Annotated in this window: 10 protein-coding genes; 4 read left to right on the forward strand and 6 right to left on the reverse strand. The window is 67.2% G+C overall.

All coding sequences use genetic code 11. From position 1 onward, the window contains the following. Positions 1 to 84: 84 nt before the first annotated feature. Positions 85 to 519 (forward strand): DMT family transporter, encoded by a 435-nt coding sequence (locus tag GLR48_RS01795; RefSeq protein ID WP_237058149.1) that lies wholly within the window; start codon positions 85 to 87, stop codon positions 517 to 519. On the opposite strand, the gene GLR48_RS01800 is transcribed toward GLR48_RS01795, so the two are convergent. The 3 genes from GLR48_RS01800 to GLR48_RS01810 all read right to left on the reverse strand — a co-directional run bounded on the left by GLR48_RS01800 (position 516) and on the right by GLR48_RS01810 (position 10,974). Continuing rightward, positions 516 to 1,205 carry an ABC transporter ATP-binding protein gene (locus GLR48_RS01800; RefSeq protein ID WP_237058151.1) on the reverse strand — a complete coding sequence of 230 codons (690 nt, stop codon included), beginning with the start codon at positions 1,203 to 1,205 and terminating at the stop codon, positions 516 to 518. The genes GLR48_RS01795 and GLR48_RS01800 overlap by 4 nt on opposite strands. Then, positions 1,198 to 2,481 (reverse strand): lipoprotein-releasing ABC transporter permease subunit, encoded by a 1,284-nt coding sequence (locus GLR48_RS01805; protein WP_237058153.1) that lies wholly within the window; start codon positions 2,479 to 2,481, stop codon positions 1,198 to 1,200. The genes GLR48_RS01800 and GLR48_RS01805 overlap by 8 nt, the downstream gene beginning before the upstream one ends. Before the next feature lie 90 nt (positions 2,482 to 2,571). Next, a complete protein-coding gene (locus tag GLR48_RS01810; RefSeq protein WP_237058155.1) occupies positions 2,572 to 10,974 on the reverse strand; it encodes a GH36-type glycosyl hydrolase domain-containing protein in 8,403 nt (2,800 codons plus the stop codon). A gap of 227 nt (positions 10,975 to 11,201) precedes the next feature. Here GLR48_RS01810 and GLR48_RS01815 point away from each other — a divergent pair, with 227 nt between their 5' ends. From GLR48_RS01815 to GLR48_RS01825, 3 genes are read left to right on the forward strand one after another with little or no spacing between them, the layout of a single operon-like run. Beyond that, on the forward strand, positions 11,202 to 12,416 hold the full coding sequence (locus GLR48_RS01815) for an NAD-dependent epimerase/dehydratase family protein (protein ID WP_237058157.1): 1,215 nt from the start codon (positions 11,202 to 11,204) through the stop codon (positions 12,414 to 12,416). Beyond that, a complete protein-coding gene (locus GLR48_RS01820; protein WP_237058159.1) occupies positions 12,416 to 13,216 on the forward strand; it encodes a glycosyltransferase in 801 nt (266 codons plus the stop codon). The genes GLR48_RS01815 and GLR48_RS01820 overlap by 1 nt, the downstream gene beginning before the upstream one ends. Beyond that, positions 13,213 to 14,067, forward strand: coding sequence for an NAD-dependent epimerase/dehydratase family protein (locus tag GLR48_RS01825; RefSeq protein ID WP_237058160.1), 855 nt, complete (start codon positions 13,213 to 13,215; stop codon positions 14,065 to 14,067). Before GLR48_RS01820 ends, GLR48_RS01825 begins: the two co-directional genes overlap by 4 nt. On the opposite strand, the gene GLR48_RS01830 is transcribed toward GLR48_RS01825, so the two are convergent. The 3 genes from GLR48_RS01830 to GLR48_RS01840 are packed head-to-tail and all read right to left on the reverse strand — an operon-like array spanning position 14,064 to position 16,939. Then, positions 14,064 to 15,062 carry an oligopeptide/dipeptide ABC transporter ATP-binding protein gene (locus GLR48_RS01830; protein ID WP_237058161.1) on the reverse strand — a complete coding sequence of 333 codons (999 nt, stop codon included), beginning with the start codon at positions 15,060 to 15,062 and terminating at the stop codon, positions 14,064 to 14,066. The two genes, GLR48_RS01825 and GLR48_RS01830, sit on opposite strands and share 4 nt — an antisense overlap. Further along, on the reverse strand, positions 15,059 to 16,027 hold the full coding sequence (locus GLR48_RS01835; RefSeq protein WP_237058162.1) for an oligopeptide/dipeptide ABC transporter ATP-binding protein: 969 nt from the start codon (positions 16,025 to 16,027) through the stop codon (positions 15,059 to 15,061). Before GLR48_RS01835 ends, GLR48_RS01830 begins: the two co-directional genes overlap by 4 nt. After that, positions 16,028 to 16,939 carry an ABC transporter permease subunit gene (locus GLR48_RS01840; RefSeq protein WP_237058163.1) on the reverse strand — a complete coding sequence of 304 codons (912 nt, stop codon included), beginning with the start codon at positions 16,937 to 16,939 and terminating at the stop codon, positions 16,028 to 16,030. It lies immediately after the preceding gene.

Raw genomic sequence — 16,939 nt, forward strand, 5'->3', positions numbered from 1 at the left:
CCGCCCGCTTGTGCGCGCCGGTTCTCCGGCGCATGTTGCGCTTACGATGGGCGCACGGGTGCGTCTTGGCAAGTGAGGTTGGCGATGACGTTGCAGGTGTGGATCATGTTGGCCACGGGGTTCGGCATCCCCGTGCTGGCCGCGATGAACGGCGCGCTGGGGCGCTACATCGGGTCGCCCGCGGTCGCGGCCTGCGTTCTGTTTGCCGTGGCCTTTACCATCGCGCTGGTCGCGGCGCTGGTCACGAACCCCGGTGCCGTGGCGAAACTGCCAGACGCGCCAAAGCAGTGGTTTCTGGCCGGGTCCTTCGTCGCCTTCTACGTGCTGGCGATTACCTGGATCGGGCCGGACATGGGGATCGGGCGGGCGGTGTTCTACGTCCTGCTGGGGCAGTTGATCGCCGCCGCGGTCATCGACCACTTCGGCCTGTTCAATGCCCGCGTCGCCGCCCTGACATGGACGCGCGCGGCGGGCATCGGTCTGATGTGCGCTGGCATCTACGTGACTCAGCGGGTCTAGGCCGCCCCCGCCACCAGCCGCCCGTCGACCAGACGCACGGCGCGGTCCATCCGTGACGCCAGTTCAAGGTTGTGGGTCGCGATCACGGCGGCAAGGCCGGTGCTGCGCACGAGGCCCATCAGCGCATCGAATACCCGGTCCGAGGTCGCGGGGTCGAGGTTGCCCGTCGGCTCGTCCGCCAGCAGCAGCACCGGGTCATTCGCCAGCGCGCGGCAAAAGGCGACGCGCTGCTGTTCGCCGCCCGACAGCTCTGCCGGGCGGTGGCTGGCGCGGTGGGCGACGCCGACGGTGTCCAGCAGTTGCATCGCGCGGGCCTTGGCATCGCGGTCCGGCACGCCGTTCGCCATCTGCGGCAGGGTGATGTTTTCCAGCGCCGAAAACTCCGGCAGCAGGTGGTGGAACTGATAGATGAAGCCCACGTCATTGCGCCGGATCGCCGTGCGCCTGCGGTCGTTGAGGTTGGTCATGTCCTCGCCCCGGATCGCGACGGTGCCGGTGTCTGGCGTGTCCAGCAGACCCGCGATGTGCAGCAGCGTGGATTTGCCGGCGCCGGAGGGGGCGACAAGGGCCACGACCTCGCCCGGTTGCACGGTCAGATCGACGCCTTGCAACACGCGCACCTCGTTCGGCTTGCCGGGATTGTAGCCCTTGCGCAGGTCAGTCAGGGTCAGGATGGGATCACTCATAGCGCAGCGCCTCGACCGGGTTCATGCGGGCCGCGCGGCGGGCCGGAAAGATGGTGACGATCCACGACAGCCCCAGCGACAGCACCACGGATGACAGGACGTCGCCCAAGTTCAGTTGTGCTGGCAGCGCGTAGATGCCGCGGATTTCGGGGTCCCAGACCCCGCCGCCCGCGACGTAGTTCACGAAAGAGAAGATCGGGTCGATATAGAGCGCGAAGAGGCAGCCAAGGATCAGGCCCAGCAGCGTGCCCACGGTCCCGATTCCCGCCCCGCAGATGAAGAAGATGCGCAGGATCGACCCTTCGGTCAGGCCCATCGTGCGCAGGATGCCGATGTCGCGGCCCTTGTTTTTCACCAGCATGATCAGGCCAGAGATGATGTTCATCGAGGCGATCAGCACGAGGATCGACAGCAGGACGAACATCACGTTGTCCTCTACCGTCAGCGCCCGCAGGAAGGCACCGGCGCTGTCGCGCCACGACCACAGGTAGGCATAATCGCCAGCGGCCGCGAGGATGCCGGGCATCACATCCTCGACCCGGTCGGGATCGGCCACCATGACCTCGATCTCGTCGGCGACACCTTCGCGGTTGAAGAAGGTCTGCGCCTCGGCCAGCGGCATGTAGACCCGCGTCTTGTCGATGTCGTAGCGCCCGGCGGTAAAGATGTATTCCACCGTATAGACGCTGACGCGAGGGCTGGTGCCCATCGCCGTGCGCACCCCGTTGGGCGAAATCAGCTTGATCCGGTCGCCGACGGTGACGCCCAGTTCACGCGCGACACCCGACCCGATGGCGATCCCTTGCGCGAAATCGTCAAGGCTGCCCAGCGCCTCCTCCGGGTTGGCGATGCGCGGGACGGCGCGCAGGTCGGCCTCGGTGATGCCGAAAACCTCGACGCCTGCGTTTTCCGTGCCGCGGTTCGCCATGACCTGCTGGCGCACTAGCGGCGCCGCACGGGTGACGCCCGGCACCTTGGAAATGCGGTCGGTCAGGGCGGCGTAGTCAGAGATGATGCGCGTGAACTGGTCGGTGCCTTCGATCGGCGTCTGTTCATAGACCGTGACGTGGGCGTTGGCGCCCAGGATCGTATCCACGAATTCGGCCCGGAACCCGGACCGGATCGCCAGCGTCGCGATCAGGGCGAAGACGGCCAGCGTGATGCCGATCAGGCTGATCCACGTCATCGTGGACACGCCGCCTTCCGCCCGCTTGGCGCGGATGTAACGCCAGGCGATCAGCCATTCGAAGCGGGAAAAGGGCGGCGTATGGGGCATTGCGGTGTCCGGTCGCTGGGTCGCGCGGACCTTGATCGCAAATCGGGGTCAGCGTCAATGCAAGCGGGTGTGACTGCGGCGGCGTGACCCTCAGGCCAGCGCCGCCTCTTTTGGCCCCAACACCCAGTGACCGTCATCAGAGGTCCGTCCGTCGCAGGTCACCACGACCCGCCCGTTTTCGCGCTTGACCTCGATCAGGTGGCTGTGACCGGCGTGGACCATCCGCGCGCTGAACCCGTCCCAGCCGTCCGGCAAGGCCGGATCGACCGCGACCCGGTCGCCACCGACCAGCGTGATGCCAAGGATCCCCTCGACCGCCGCGCGGTAGAGCCAGCTGGCCGATCCGGTGTACCACGTCCAGCCACCCCGCCCGGTGCGCGGACCGGCCCCGTAGACGTCGGCGGCCACGACGTAAGGCTCCACCCGGTAGCGCGCGACCGCGTCCGGTGTGTGGGTGTGACTGATCGGGTTGATGAGGTCGAACATCGCCAGCGCCTCTGTCCCGCGGCCTGACCGGCCCAGCGCATGCACGACCCATGTGGCCGCGTGGGTATATTGCCCGCCATTTTCGCGTACGCCGGGTGGATAACCCTTGATATAGCCGGGCTCGCGGTCGGTCTCCTCGAACGGCGGGGTGAACAGGCGCAGCAGGCCGTCGTCGCGGTCAGCAAGGCTTTCCATCACCGAATCCAGCGCCTGACGCGCCCGGTCGGGATCGCCCGCACCGGAAATCGCAGCCCAGGATTGCGCGATGGAGTCGATCCGACATTCCGCACTGTCCCGAGAGCCGAGCGGCGTGCCGTCGTCGTAATAGGCCCGCCTGTACCACGCGCCGTCCCAGCCCGCACCTTCCAAGGCGGCCAGCAGGCTGGCGCGATGGTCGCGCAAGGCGGTCACGCGGGCGCTGTCGCCCCGCGCCTCTGCCAGCGGCAGGAAGGCGTCGAGGGTCGCCATCAGGAACCAGCCCAGCCAGACGCTTTCGCCCTGACCGCCCTCGCCCACGCGGTTCATCCCGTCGTTCCAGTCGCCGCCCAGCATCAAGGGCAGGCCGTGCGGCCCGGTGCGCTTGATCGCCAACTCCAGCGCCAGCGCGCAATGCTCGTAAAGCGGCGCCTGATGCGCGGACCGCTCTGGCGTGTAGAAGGCATCGTGCGCGCCGTCTTCGAGTGTTGCCCCTTCGACGAAGTGCAGCGCCTCGTCCAGCACGCTTCGGTCGCCCGTCATCGTGACATAGCGCGCGGTGATATGCGCCAGCCAGACCACGTCGTCGGAGATCGTCGTCCGCACCCCCGCCCCGCTACGCGGCAGCCACCAGTGCTGCACGTCGCCTTCGGCAAACTGACGGCTGGCGGCGTTCAGAATCTGGTCCCGCGCCAGCCCCGGGTTTTGCAGGATCAACGCAGAGGTATCCTGCAACTGATCCCTGAATCCGTAGGCACCGGAGGCCTGATAGAAGGCGCTCCGCGCCCGGATGCGGCAGGTCAGCGACTGATAGGGCAGCCATGTGTTGACCATCAGGTTCATCTGCGGGTCCGGCGTGTCGATCTGCAGATGGCCGAGGAAATCGGACCATTCCGCCTGCGCCGCATCCAGCGCCTGCGACACCGCATCTGCGGCCCGCGCGCGGTCCAGCACATCGCCGATTTCGGTCTCTTCCGCGTCGGCGAGGATGAAGGTGACCTGTCGCGCCGCGTTCTGCGGTACGGTGACGGCGACACGTGCCGCGAGGCAGGGATCACCGCCGGTGTCACCCGCTTGCGGCCAGGCGAGCAGTGCTGCAGGCCGCGCCGGATTGCCATTGCGCCCCAGATAGGCACCGCGGGACACTGTCGTCGCCTGCAGCGGCAGGCTGGCGGCCAATGCCGTGACGCGGCCGGTGATGCCGGTGCCGTAGGCATTACGCCCGACGACCGCGTTCAGCGCCGCATCGCGCCCCGCGCGGATCACCTGCGCCGTGCGGCCCCGGTTGTTGCCCAGCACCAGATCGACACAGGCGATCACGTTCAGCCGCAAGGGCTGCGCCCCCCGGTGGCGCAGGGTCAGCGCGGTCAGGCGGGCGGGTGCGCCCGGCACGAGGGTCATGACCGCCTCGGCCTCGATCCAGTCGGTCCAGACCCGGAAGGTGGATTTGCCCAGCCCGTGCCGCGCCTCGTGGATCGCGTGGGGATCGTCCGACAGCGCCGCGAAGGGCGAGATCACCCGCCCCGTCGCGGGGTCGTGGATCAGGATCGCCTCGCCGGGGCGGTTGCTGACGGGATCGTTGCTCCACGGTGTGATCTGGTAGTCGCGGGAGTTGACGGACCATGTGAAGGCCGCCCCGCCGGCCGAGACGTGGAACCCGAAATCCTCGTGCGCGATGACGTTGATCCACGGATGCGGCGTGCGTTCGCCGTGGCGCATCCGCACGACATATTCCAGCCCGTCAGCCGAGAATCCCCCAGTGCCGTTCCACATCCGCAGATCCTCTTGCGGAAAGTCGGGCGTGCGCCGGTGCAGCGGAGGCAGCTTTGCCGGCAGTGCGATGGCGGGCGGCAGGACGCTTTCGCCCGGCACCAGCAGCCGCGCGAACTGCTCGCTCAGCTTGCCGTTGCGGGTGTGCAGCACGATGCGGGCGGTGGCCATCAGCGTCTGATATGTCTGGTCAGAGATCTGGTCACGCCTGACCGGGAACACCGTCCGCCGCGCGGGGTCGAGGTGCCCGGCACGCGCCGCCATGTCGCACATGTTCTGGATCGCCGATTGCAGGTCCTGCGTGTAGGACGAGCGACGCTCGTTCAGGATCACCAGATCGGCCTGCAGCCCGTGCATCCGCAGATAATCCGCCAGCCGGATCGCCTTGCGCACGATTTCAAGGTCCGCCTCGTCATCGGTGCGCAGCAGCATGATCGGGTGATCGCCGGACAGCCCCATGGGCCAGAGCGTATCTTGCGGGCCGACCGCATCGCGCAGCCCCGCGTCCTGAATCGCCAGCCGCGCGTCGGGCCACAGCAGCCCTGCGGCGGCTTGCCGGAACAGCGCGGCCTCGGCCAAGGAAATCGCCGCGTGGCGCAGTTGCACCTGACTCATGCTCCATGACATCCGGTCCTCGTGGGCAAAGATGTCGTCCTGCCGGTGGTGCAGGATCGCGTGGTCCAGTTCCTCTGCCGTTTCGGCCACCAGCGTCCAGTAGGTCAGCATCACGGCCTTGCCGGGCGGGATCGTGACCTGCCGGCGGATCGCAAAGATCGGGTCGAGCGTGAAGCCGTCCGCCCCGCCCAGCCGTGCGCCTGCATCAAAAGCCGCCGCGTTGCCCAGATCGCGGCCCCGTCCGATGAAGGCGCGGCGGTCGGTTTCCGCCTGCGCGGGCCTGCGGTCGGCGGCCCCCGCCAGCAGATGCGCCATGTGCACCACCCGGTCGCCGGCGGCGCGCGGGTTGCGGAAGGCGGTGATGGTGCGGCCGTCGTCGCGGATCGCGGTCTTGACGAACATCTTGGAAAACGCCGGGTGCGCGATATCGGCGTCGGCGCGGTCCAGCACGATCTCGCCGTAGCTTGTGACCTCGATGGTGCGGCTGCGGGTCGTGGTGTTGCGCAGGGACAGGCGGCGGCCCTCGCCCATGGCTTCGGTGGCGACAATGACCTCCATCAGGCTGTCGATGCCGTGGGCGGATTTGGCGAATTCCGCCTTGTGATCGGAAAAGACGGCCCGTGCCGTCTCGCCATGGGCGGCGCGCGGCGTCGTGGTCGCCGACCACCAGTCGTTCGAGGCCAGATCACGCAGGAACAGGAAACTGCCGCCGGTATCCACGGTCGGATCGGGCCGCCAGCGGGTGATCGCAATGTCGTTCAGCCACAGCGGGCCGGCACCGGTGCCCGACACCAGCGACGACAGCCGCCCGTTGGACAGCAGCGCCACCATGGGCGTGTCGGTCGCGGGGCTGTCCGACATGGTGACGGTCGAGGCATCGCCATCCATATCGGGCAGGCGCGGCTCCAACTCTCCCCCCCGGGTGACGGGGATGATTTCGCGGGGGGCCTTTTCCTGCAGCAGCAGTTCGGCGGCCTTGATGACCGGGTCGGCGTGGAACCGGTCGCGGTGGATGCCGTCGAGGATGACGTTCGCGATCGCGACGATCGACATGCCGTGGTGATGCGCCATGACGTTGCGCACGACGACGCAGGTCTGCCCTTCGGGCATCCGGGTCGCGGTAAAGTCGATGGCGTCGAAATAGCCGTAGGGCCCGAACGCCCCCAGCCGGTCCAGCCGGGCAAGGTTCTGCACCGCCGCGGCCGGGTTGATCTGGGCGGCCATCAGCGTGGCATAGGGGGCCACGACGTGATCGCTGCTTTGCATCCGCTTGAGCGCGAGGTGCGGCACGCCGAAGGCATAATACTGATAGTTCATGTCCCGGTCGCGGGCGGAGAACGCGCTTTCCGACACGCCCCACGGCAGGTTCAGGCTGCGCCCGTATTGCATCTGCGCGCGCACGGCCTGCGTGTTTGCCCCGTTCAGGATGCCGCCCATGCGTTCGTGCATCACCAGCGGCGGCATCAGGTATTCGAACATCGACCCCGACCACGACAGCAAGGCGCTGTGGGTGCCGATGCTGGTGACGGGACGGCCCAGCCGCAGCCAGTGCGCGGTGGGAACGTCGCCCTTGGCGATGGCAAAAAGGCTCGCCAGACGCGCCTCTGACGCGAGCAGGTCATAGCAGCTGTCGTCCAGTTCGCGGCTGTCGGGCCGATAGCCGATCGACAGGAGGCGCTTTTCGGGGTTCAGCAGCATGGCAAAGTCCATCTCGAACGCCAGCTTGCGCACACGTTCGGCCAAGGCGCCGACGGTGCGGATCAGATCGCTGCGCGACAGCCCGCCCTCGCCGGTGTCGCCCACGATCTGGTCGCAGTTCGCGCGCAGGGCCTGCGCCCACCACAGGACCTCTGCGGTTTCCGCACGGTCGGATTCGCCGTGGAAATCCGCAGCCAGCCGGGCGATGTCGGCGGCGATCAGCGTCAGGTTCAGCGCCCGCAAGGTCGCCAGTTGCGGTTCCGCCATATAGGCCGCGTGACTGCGGCCGAACCCTTCGATCAACTGATCCAGCCTGCGGCGCATGGGGCGCAGGGTGCGGCGGTCGTCGGGCACATGGGCCAGCCGTTCCACCAGCACCGCCAGCGTATCGCCGATGCCGCACAGATTGCCCTGCGCATGCACGCTGGGGTTATCCGCCCAGGCCCGCAGCGCGGAGGAGAGTGCGATCAGATGTCCCGCAAGATTGCCGCTGTCGACCGCAGAGATATAGCGCGGGTGCAGCACCGACAGATCGCGCGTGTCGTACCAGTTGAACAGGTGGCCCTTGAAACGCTCCATCCGTTCCAGCGTGGTGACGGTCCGTTCGATCCGGCCCAGCGCGTCGGTCTGCCCGATCCAGCCCAGATCGCGGGCCGACAGCACGGACAGAAGATACAGGCCGATATTGGTCGGAGAGGTCCGCTCCGCCACCTTGGGCGCGGGATCGTCCTGATAATTGTCGGGCGGCAGGTGATGCGTGGCCTCGGTCACGAAGGTTTCGAAATAGCGCCATGTCGTGCGCGCAACGCGGCGCAGGGTGGCGGCCTCCTGTGGCGAGACGACCAAACGGTCCTCCGTCTCCATCGAGCGAGAGACGGCATGCGCCACGCCGGGGGCCGCGATCCAGCAGAAGCATATCAAGGCTGCGGGCGCCCAGGCGGCGGGGTTCAGCAGCAGGGTCAGGACAAAGGCCACGACACCGATGATCGGCGATGCCGCCATCCGCTGCCACCACGCGCGCCGGCTGCGGTTGGCCCCCGCCTGGACCTGCTGCGCCGTGCGCCATTCCAGCATGTGCCGCCGGGTGACACCCAGCCGCCAAATGGTCCGCGCGATTGCATCGACCGCGTTGCTGGCCTGATGCGCCATGAAGATCAGGCGCAGGCCGATCTCGCTGCCCCGGGCGCCCAGATCCTGCGCGATCCGCGTCAGGTGGCGCCCCACCGCGACGCCCGGTTGCGACGGCACCAGCCCCAGCGGCACCGTCATCAGCGGCATGAAGAACAGCGTGACGATCAGCGTCAGCATCCACAGCCAGACGCTCGCGGCGGGCAGCACCAGCCAGCCCAGCACGACCGACAGCACCCATGCGGGCGGCACCAGCGACCGGCGCAGGTTATCCACCATCTTCAGCCGCCCCAGCCCGCCGATGCCGTTGCGGGGATCGAGGATGAACGGCAGCAGCTGCCAGTCGCCCCGGATCCAGCGGTGCTGCCGCGACACGTCCACGTCGTAGCGGACGGGATAATCCTCGACCACCTGCACGTCGGTCGCCAGCGCCGCGCGGGCAAGGTTGCCTTCGATCAAATCATGGCTCAGCACCGTGTTTTCGGGGAACCGGCCCGACATGGCGGCGTCGAAGGCGCGGACGTCATAGATGCCCTTGCCGGTGAACGACCCCTGATCCAGCAGATCCTGATAAAGGTCGGACACGGTAAAGACGTAAGGGTCCATGCCCCGCCCGGCCGAGAACACCTTCTGAAAGACCGATGCGTCCTCTCCTGTCGTCAGCGACGGGGTGACGCGGGGCTGCATCAGGGCGTGACCGGCGGTGACGATGCCGCTGTCGGGGTCGGTGACCGGCATGTTGACCGGGTGCATCATCTTGCCGACGAGGGCGGCAATCGTGCCGCGCGGCAGGCGCGTGTCACTGTCCAGCGTCACGACATAGCGGATACCCAGCGGCGGGCGCGGGCTGATGTCCATGAACGTCGTCTCGCCGGTGCCCAGCAGCAGGGCGTTCAGTTCCGCGAGCTTGCCGCGCTTGCGTTCCCACCCCATCCAGATGCGGTCCACATCGTTCCAGATCCGGTTGCGGTGCACCAGGTAGAACCGCCGCCCGACGTGGGCGTAACGCGCGGCCAGCGCGTCGATCTCGGCCAGCGCGTGGTCGAGGATGCGGCGATCCTCGGACGATTCCTCTTGTGCCGAATCGGGCCAGTCGGTGACCAGCGCGAAATCCACGGCGCCGTCGGGGTTCGCCAGATAATGCAGTTCCAGCAGCCGCACCGCGTCGTCGACGCTGTCCAGATCGCCGATCAGGGTGGGGACGGCGACCAGCGTGCGGGCGTCATCGGGGATGCCAGCGTCATAATCATAGGCGGGCAACCGGGTGACCGGCACGAGCCGCGCGCCCACAAGGTTCACGATGCCCATCGCGGCCTCTGACACGGTCAGCAGCGACAGGACAAAGAACAGCGCCTCGATGATCCACGGCAGAGTGTCCGGTAGCAGCGCCGTGACGCCCCATGCGATGGCGATGGTCAGCACCAGCGCGGGCACGAAGATGCCAAGCCAGTCCGCCCGCCGCACCTGCGCCAGCCCCCGTTCGCGCCACGTCGCGCGGTAACCGCAGGCGGCGTGGAAGGCGGCCGCATCGCGTCCGACCAGCAGATGACCCACCAGCCGGTCCTGCGCCATCGCGATGGCCCGCAGCGCCACGTCGCTTTCGCTCAGGTCCGACCGGTGCGCGATCCGTTCGATGGTATCGCGGTAATCGTTGCGCGTGGCCCGGTCGAGGCGGGGAAAATCCTCGGTCTCGCGCAGAATCTCGTCCACGCGGCTGACATCCTCGAACCATGTGGTCCAGTTCGTCTCGTCCAGCCGCCGCATGCTGCGGATCACGTTGCCGATGGCCACGTTGGCCGCCGACTGGCGCGCGTGTTCGTGCTGCAGCACCTGCGCGCTGTCGGTCCCCTGCGCGTCCAGCGTCATTTCCAGCCGGGCCAGCGCATCGTCCGCTGCCTGACTGCCATCGCGCAGCCGGTAGAGAAGCTGCGCCGCAAACGCCTCTGAAATCGGGCGGTCGGGACCAAAGGGCCAGTCGGCGCCGTCCCCCGGCGTCAGCCGGTCGGCCAGCGTGTTCGCGGCCACCCGGTCCGCGCGCGCCGCATTCACCCGGTCGGAAATCCGGCGCAGGTTTTCCAGCAGCACGAAGCGCAGCATCGCGGGAATCGCCCAGATCTCGCCGATGGTGAGAACCCGGTGTTCCTGGTAGCCGCGCGCCATGGCGGTCAGCGTCTCGGTGTGAAAATCCGAATTGCCCAGCGCCACATACCGCCAGGCAAAGGCCAGCACGGCCGGGACATCACCCTGCCCGTCCAGCGTGACCTGCGGCAGCTTGTGGTAATAGCGCGGAACAAGGTCGCGCTTGAGGTGGCGAAAGCTTTCCTCGACCACGTAATGATTGTCGATCAGCCATTCGGCGGCGGGGGTGACCAACTCTCCGGTCCGGGTCGCGGCGAGGATGTCGGAGTAGTTTGCAAGCAGCGCCGCCTTGTTGGCGCCCAGCCGCGCCGGGTAGGCGAAGGGCGCGAACCCCACCAGATGCACGGGGCTTTCCTGCGCGAGTGCGGTCCCGGGTCCGGCGTAACCCGCCTCTGCCCCCGACTCACGCCTGATGATCCCCAGCGCAGCCGGGTGACCTTCTCCGTCGCGTACAACGCGCATAACACTATCCGATAAGAGGACCGCAACTGGCGGTCGCAGTATTCAAACGCCGCGGCAGACCCGCCTGTTCCGACCCCATGCTGCAACTGCGAACCTTTTCGGGCGCCGGGGGGCGGTCACGGCAGAAAACTGCCGCCCGGACTGCGGGACGCACTGGCACCGCGCGGCCTGTCGCGTCATACGCGTGTCATACGCTTGCGCAACGCTCCCCTCATGGAGGCTTCAACATGAAAATCGCAATTCTTGGCGGCGACGGCTTCGTCGGCTGGCCCACCACCCTTCATCTGTCCGATCAGGGCCACGAGGTGCATGTCGTCGACAACCTCTCGCGCCGCTGGATCGACGCGGAATTGGGGGTGCAGTCCCTGACGCCGATGGATTCCATTCAGGAACGCTGCCGCATCTGGCGCGACCTGACGGGCCGCAAGATCAATTTCCACCTGCTGGATCTGGCACAGGAATACGAACGGCTGAAAGCGTGGCTGGGCGATCACAAGCCCGACGTCGTGATCCACTTTGCCGAGCAACGCGCCGCCCCCTATTCGATGAAGACCGACCGTCACAAGGTCTATACCGTCAACAACAACATCAACGCGACGCACAACCTGCTGGCCGCGCTTGTGGAAACCGGCATCGACGCGCATGTGATCCACCTCGGCACCATGGGCGTCTACGGGTATTCGAGCGTCGGTGCGCCGATCCCCGAAGGCTACCTCGATGTGCAGATCGACACGCCGACCGGCCCGAAGGAGCAGGAGATCCTTTATCCCACCAAGCCCGGTTCGGTCTATCACATGACCAAGAGCATGGATCAGATCCTGTTCCAGTTCTACGCGCAGAACGACGGCCTGCGGATCACCGACCTGCATCAGGGCATCGTCTGGGGCACCCATACGACGCAGACCCGGATGCACGACCAGCTGATCAACCGGTTCGATTACGACGGCGACTATGGCACCGTGCTGAACCGCTTCCTGATCCAGGCCGCCATCGGCTATCCGCTGACCGTGCATGGCACCGGCGGGCAGACGCGGGCGTTCATCCACATTCAGGATTCGGTCCGCTGCATCGAGCTTGCGATGGGTGACGCGCCCAAGGTCGGCGACCGCGTGCGCATCTTCAACCAGATGACCGAAACCCACCGGGTCCGCGATTTAGCAAAACTGATCGCCGACCAGACCGGGGCGCAGGTGATGAACCTGCCCAACCCCCGCAAGGAAGCCGCCGAGAACGACCTGATCGTGGAAAACGCGCAGTTCCTCGCCCTTGGCCTGAACCCCACGACGCTGGCCGAAGGCCTGCTGACCGAGGTGGTCGAGGTCGCGCGCAAGTATGCCCACCGCATCGACCGCAGCCGCGTGCCCGCCGTGTCCGCCTGGACCCGCGATCTGGCCGACAAGGTCGAACGCGATCCCGAAGGCAAGAAGCTGCGCGCCGTCTGATGGGCTACGCCTACGTCACCCTCGTCACCAACGCGGATTTCGCGTTGGGGGCGCGGGCGCTGGTCCGGTCTTTGTCCCTGACGGGCACGGAGGCCGACCTCGTCGTGATGCACACGGGCGGCGTGGCGGCAGAGGCACTGGCGCCCCTGACCGCCCTCGGCGCGGTGTTGGTGCCGGTCGATCTGCTGGACACCTCTGACGCCTTCAACGCTGCCCACGACCGCGCCACGCTGCACGGGCGCGTGCCCTTCACCAAGGGTAACAAGCCCGCCTTCCACACGCCGCTCGACAACTTCGCCAAGCTGCGGCTGTGGCAACTGCCCTATGACCGAGTCGTGTTCCTTGACGCCGATACGCTGGTCTTGCGCAACTGCGACAAGCTGTTCGACTATCCCGAATTCTGCGCTGCGCCCAACGTCTACGAGGGCCTTGCCGATTTCCGCCGCATGAACTCCGGCGTGTTCACCGCCCGGCCCGATCCGGCGACCTTTGCCGCGATGATGACGGTGCTGGATGCGCCCGGTGCCTTCTGGCCCCGCACGGATCAGAGCTTTTTGCAGGCGTTCTATCCCGACTGGCACGGGCTGCCGGTTTTTTACAACATGCTGCAATACGTCTGGTTCGCGATGCCCGCCCTGTGGCACTGGCCCGATATCCACGTCCTTCATTACCAATATGAAAAACCGTGGCAGACCGACCATCCCAAGGCCGCGGACCTCGCGCCCCTGATCGCCCTTTGGCAGGCCTACGCCGGTGACGGGCCGGTGCCAGACGTGGCCACCCTGCCCGGCCCCGCATGAAGGTCGCGCTGACCGGGGCAACGGGGCGCGTGGGTCATGCCATCGCGGCACATCTGGTGGCGCAGGGTCATCAGGTCACGACACTGGGCCGCAGCGCCTTGCCGGGCATGGCGCATGTGACGTGGGACCTGTCGCAGCCGCCGCCGGACCTGACCGGTCAGGACGCACTGGTCCATGCGGCCTTCGCCCACGTCGCGGGCAAGTATCGCGGTGGAGAGGGTGACGATCCCGCGACCTTTCGCGCCCTGAATCTGGACGGCACCCTACGGCTTTTCCAGCAGGCCCGCGACGTGGACGTGGGCCGCATCCTCTTCCTGTCCTCCCGCGCGGTCTTTGACGGTTATCCCGCAGGGACGGCTTTGCCCGATGGCCTGCCCGCCCGCGCCGACAGCCTCTATGGCCAGCTCAAGGCGGAGGCGGAGGCGTGGCTCGCGGCACAGACCGGCCTCGCCACCGCCAGCCTGCGCGCCACCGGCGTCTACGGCCCCGGCGCCCCCGGCCAGCCGCACAAGTGGGCGGACCTCTTCGCGGGCTACGCCAAAGGCCGGACCCCGCCCCCGCGCGTCGGGTCGGAGGTGCATGCAGGCGACCTTGCCGCCGCCGTCGACCTCTTGCTGTCAGCCCCCGCTGCGGCACTGGCGCCCGCGACCTTCAATGTCTCTGACATCCTGCTGGATCAACACGATCTGCTGGCGGCCTACGCAGACCTGACCGGCATCACGCACCCCCTGCCCCCACGCGCCGACCCGTCACAGGTCAGCGTCATGGCCTGCGACCGGCTGCGCGCTTTGGGCTGGCAACCGCGCGGCTTGGCGGGTCTGAGACCCGCGATCGCCGACCTGATCGCCTAGACCAGTTCGCTGTCCCGGACCGGCCCCGGATGCAGGCAAGCCACCTGATGATCGCCACCCTCGGGCTGCGGCACGACCTCGGCGCAATCGGCCTGCGCCCGCGCGCAGCGGGTGCGGAAGACGCAGCCTGACGGCGGCGCCATCGGCGAGGGCATGTCGCCGTCCAGCGCGATGATCCGCTTGGCCCGCTCGATCACCGGATCGGGGACCGGCACCGCCGACAGAAGCGCCTGCGTATAGGGGTGCTGCGGGTTGGCGTAAAGCTCGCGGCGCGCCGCCTTCTCCATCACGCGGCCCAGATAGAGGACCATCACGTCGTGAGAGATGTTCTTCACCACGCTCAGATCGTGGGCGATGAAGATCATCGCCAGCCCCAGATCGCGCTGCAATTCCTTCAGCAGATCGACGACCTGCGCCTGAATCGACACATCCAGCGCCGACACCGGCTCGTCGCAGATCAGAAGCTTCGGTTCCACGATCAGCGCGCGGGCGATCCCGATGCGCTGGCACTGCCCGCCGGAGAACTCGTGCGGATAGCGGTTGATCATCTGCGGCAGCAACCCGACACGCTCCATCATCGCGGCAACGCGGGTGCGGCGTTCATTGGCCGAGAGGGTGCCCCGGTGGGTGCGCAGAGGCTCCGCGATAATCTGGCCCACGGTCATGCGCGGGTTCAGCGACGCGAGCGGGTCCTGAAACACCATTTGGATTTCGGCGCGGTGCGGCTTCATCTGGCGCGGCGAGAGCGACAGAAGATCCGTCTCTCCGCGCCACATCACCTGACCCTTGGCGGGCACCATCTGGATCAGACCGCGGGCCATCGTGGATTTACCGCAACCGGATTCGCCGACGACGCCAAGGGTCTGCCCCGCCTCCAGATCGAAACTGACGCCGTTCACCGCGCGCAATGCGCGGGGCGCGGTCCAGGGCATGTCGCCGGGGCGGGTGATGGGGAAGGTGACGCTCAGGTCACGGACGCGCAGCAACGGGCTCATGCGGCGACCTCCGCCACCGGGCGGTGACAGGCGCGGGCGCGGGCGCCGTCGAACGGCACCAGGGGGGGCATCACGCGGCAGTCGTCGCCGGCAAAGTCGCAGCGCGGGCGGAACGGGCAGCCTTCGGGCGGGGCGGCCATGTTGGGCGGGTTGCCGGGGATCGCGGTCATGATCGCATTCTCGTCATCGACGCGCGGCACGGCACCCAGCAGACCGCGGGTATAGGGATGGGTCGGCGTGGCGAACAGGGGATCGGTCGGCGCCTGTTCCATCACGCGGCCGCCATACATGACCAGCACGCGTTCGCAGAAGCCTGCGACGACGCCAAGGTCGTGGGTGATCAGGATCGTCGCCATGCCGAATTCACGCTGCAAGTCGTTCAGCAGGTCCATGATCTGCGCCTGCACGGTCACGTCCAGCGCCGTCGTCGGCTCGTCCGCGATCAGCAGGTCGGGACGGCAGAGCAGCGACATCGCGATCATCACGCGCTGGCGCATCCCGCCCGAAAATTCGTGGGGATGAAGGCGGATACGTTCCGCCGCCGCCGGGATCTTGACCGCGTCCAGCATCCGCACACATTCGGTCACGGCGTCCCGCTTGGACATGCCCTGATGCAGGGTCAGCACCTCTGCCATCTGGTCGGAGATGCGCATGTAGGGGTTCAGGGACGTCATCGGGTCCTGAAAGATCATCGCGATGCGCCGCGCGCGCAGCTGGTTCAGCTGCTTTTGCGTGGCGCCCAGCAATTCCTGCCCGTCGAATTTGACCGACCCAGAGGTGCGGCCGTTCGACGCCAGCAGGCCCATGATGGAAAACGCGGTCTGGGACTTGCCCGATCCGCTTTCGCCGACGATGCCCAGCGTCTGCCCCTTGTCGATGGACAGGGACAGGTCGTTCACCGCATGGACGGGACCGTCCTGCCCGTCGAAAGTGACCGACAGGTTGTTGATACTCAGCAGGGGCATTCAGCGATCCTTGGGGTCGAGGGCGTCGCGCAGGCCGTCGCCCACGAAGAAGAAGCCGAACAGCGTCAGCACGAAGAACAGCAGCGGAAAGCCCAGCTGCCACGTCGTGCCATAGGCGATGGTGCCCGCCCCTTCGGAAATCAGCGCACCCAGCGATGTCATCGGTTCCTGCACGCCAAGGCCGAGGAACGAGATGAAGCTTTCCGTCAGGATCATCAGCGGCACCAGCAGCGTCGCATAGACCACGATCACGCCCAGCAGGTTCGGCACGATATGGCGCAGGATGATGACGGGGGCAGAGACTCCGGTGGCGCGCGCCGCCTCGACATATTCGCGGCCTTTCAGGGACAGGGTCTGGCCGCGCACGATGCGCGACATGTCCATCCATGAAATCAGCCCGACGCCGACGAAGAGGATGGTGATCGACCGGCCATACATGACCAGCAACAGGATCAGCACGAACATGTAGGGGACGGCCATCAGGATATCGACCAGCCGCATCATGAAGCCATCGACGCGGCCCCCGACGTAGCCTGCCGTGGCCCCGTAAAGCGTGCCGACGATGATCGCGATCAGCGCGCCCACGACGCCGACGGCAAGGGAGATCTGCGTCCCCTGCACGGTCCGCGCAAAGAGGTCGCGGCCCAGATCGTCGGTGCCGAAGTAATGCCCCGACGCGATGGAGGGCGCGCCCAGTTCGGCCACCTGCCCCATGACGTTGTAATCCAGCTCCTCGTTCGACCATTGCGACAGCAGGCCGCCGAACAGCGCGAAGAGGGCCACGCAAACCAGCAGGATCAGCCCGAACATCGCGGCCTTGTTGCGGAAAAACCGGCGACGGGCGTCGGCCCAGGGCGAGCGGCCCTTGGTCACATGGGCCGTCGCGGGATTATTCTCGGTTGTGGCGACCAT

The organism is Loktanella sp. M215 (assembly GCF_021735925.1).
In the GTDB taxonomy this organism is placed as follows: Bacteria; Pseudomonadota; Alphaproteobacteria; order Rhodobacterales; family Rhodobacteraceae; genus Loktanella.

Coding starts and splice junctions, on each gene's coding strand:
- GLR48_RS01810 (WP_237058155.1), bottom strand. CDS start 10,974: ATGCGCGTTGTACGCGACGGAGAAGGTCACCCGGCTGCGCTGGGGATC.
- GLR48_RS01840 (WP_237058163.1), bottom strand. CDS start 16,939: ATGGTCGCCACAACCGAGAATAATCCCGCGACGGCCCATGTGACCAAG.
- GLR48_RS01800 (WP_237058151.1), bottom strand. CDS start 1,205: ATGAGTGATCCCATCCTGACCCTGACTGACCTGCGCAAGGGCTACAAT.
- GLR48_RS01805 (WP_237058153.1), bottom strand. CDS start 2,481: ATGCCCCATACGCCGCCCTTTTCCCGCTTCGAATGGCTGATCGCCTGG.
- GLR48_RS01795 (WP_237058149.1), top strand. CDS start 85: ATGACGTTGCAGGTGTGGATCATGTTGGCCACGGGGTTCGGCATCCCC.
- GLR48_RS01815 (WP_237058157.1), top strand. CDS start 11,202: ATGAAAATCGCAATTCTTGGCGGCGACGGCTTCGTCGGCTGGCCCACC.
- GLR48_RS01825 (WP_237058160.1), top strand. CDS start 13,213: ATGAAGGTCGCGCTGACCGGGGCAACGGGGCGCGTGGGTCATGCCATC.
- GLR48_RS01835 (WP_237058162.1), bottom strand. CDS start 16,027: ATGCCCCTGCTGAGTATCAACAACCTGTCGGTCACTTTCGACGGGCAG.
- GLR48_RS01820 (WP_237058159.1), top strand. CDS start 12,416: ATGGGCTACGCCTACGTCACCCTCGTCACCAACGCGGATTTCGCGTTG.
- GLR48_RS01830 (WP_237058161.1), bottom strand. CDS start 15,062: ATGAGCCCGTTGCTGCGCGTCCGTGACCTGAGCGTCACCTTCCCCATC.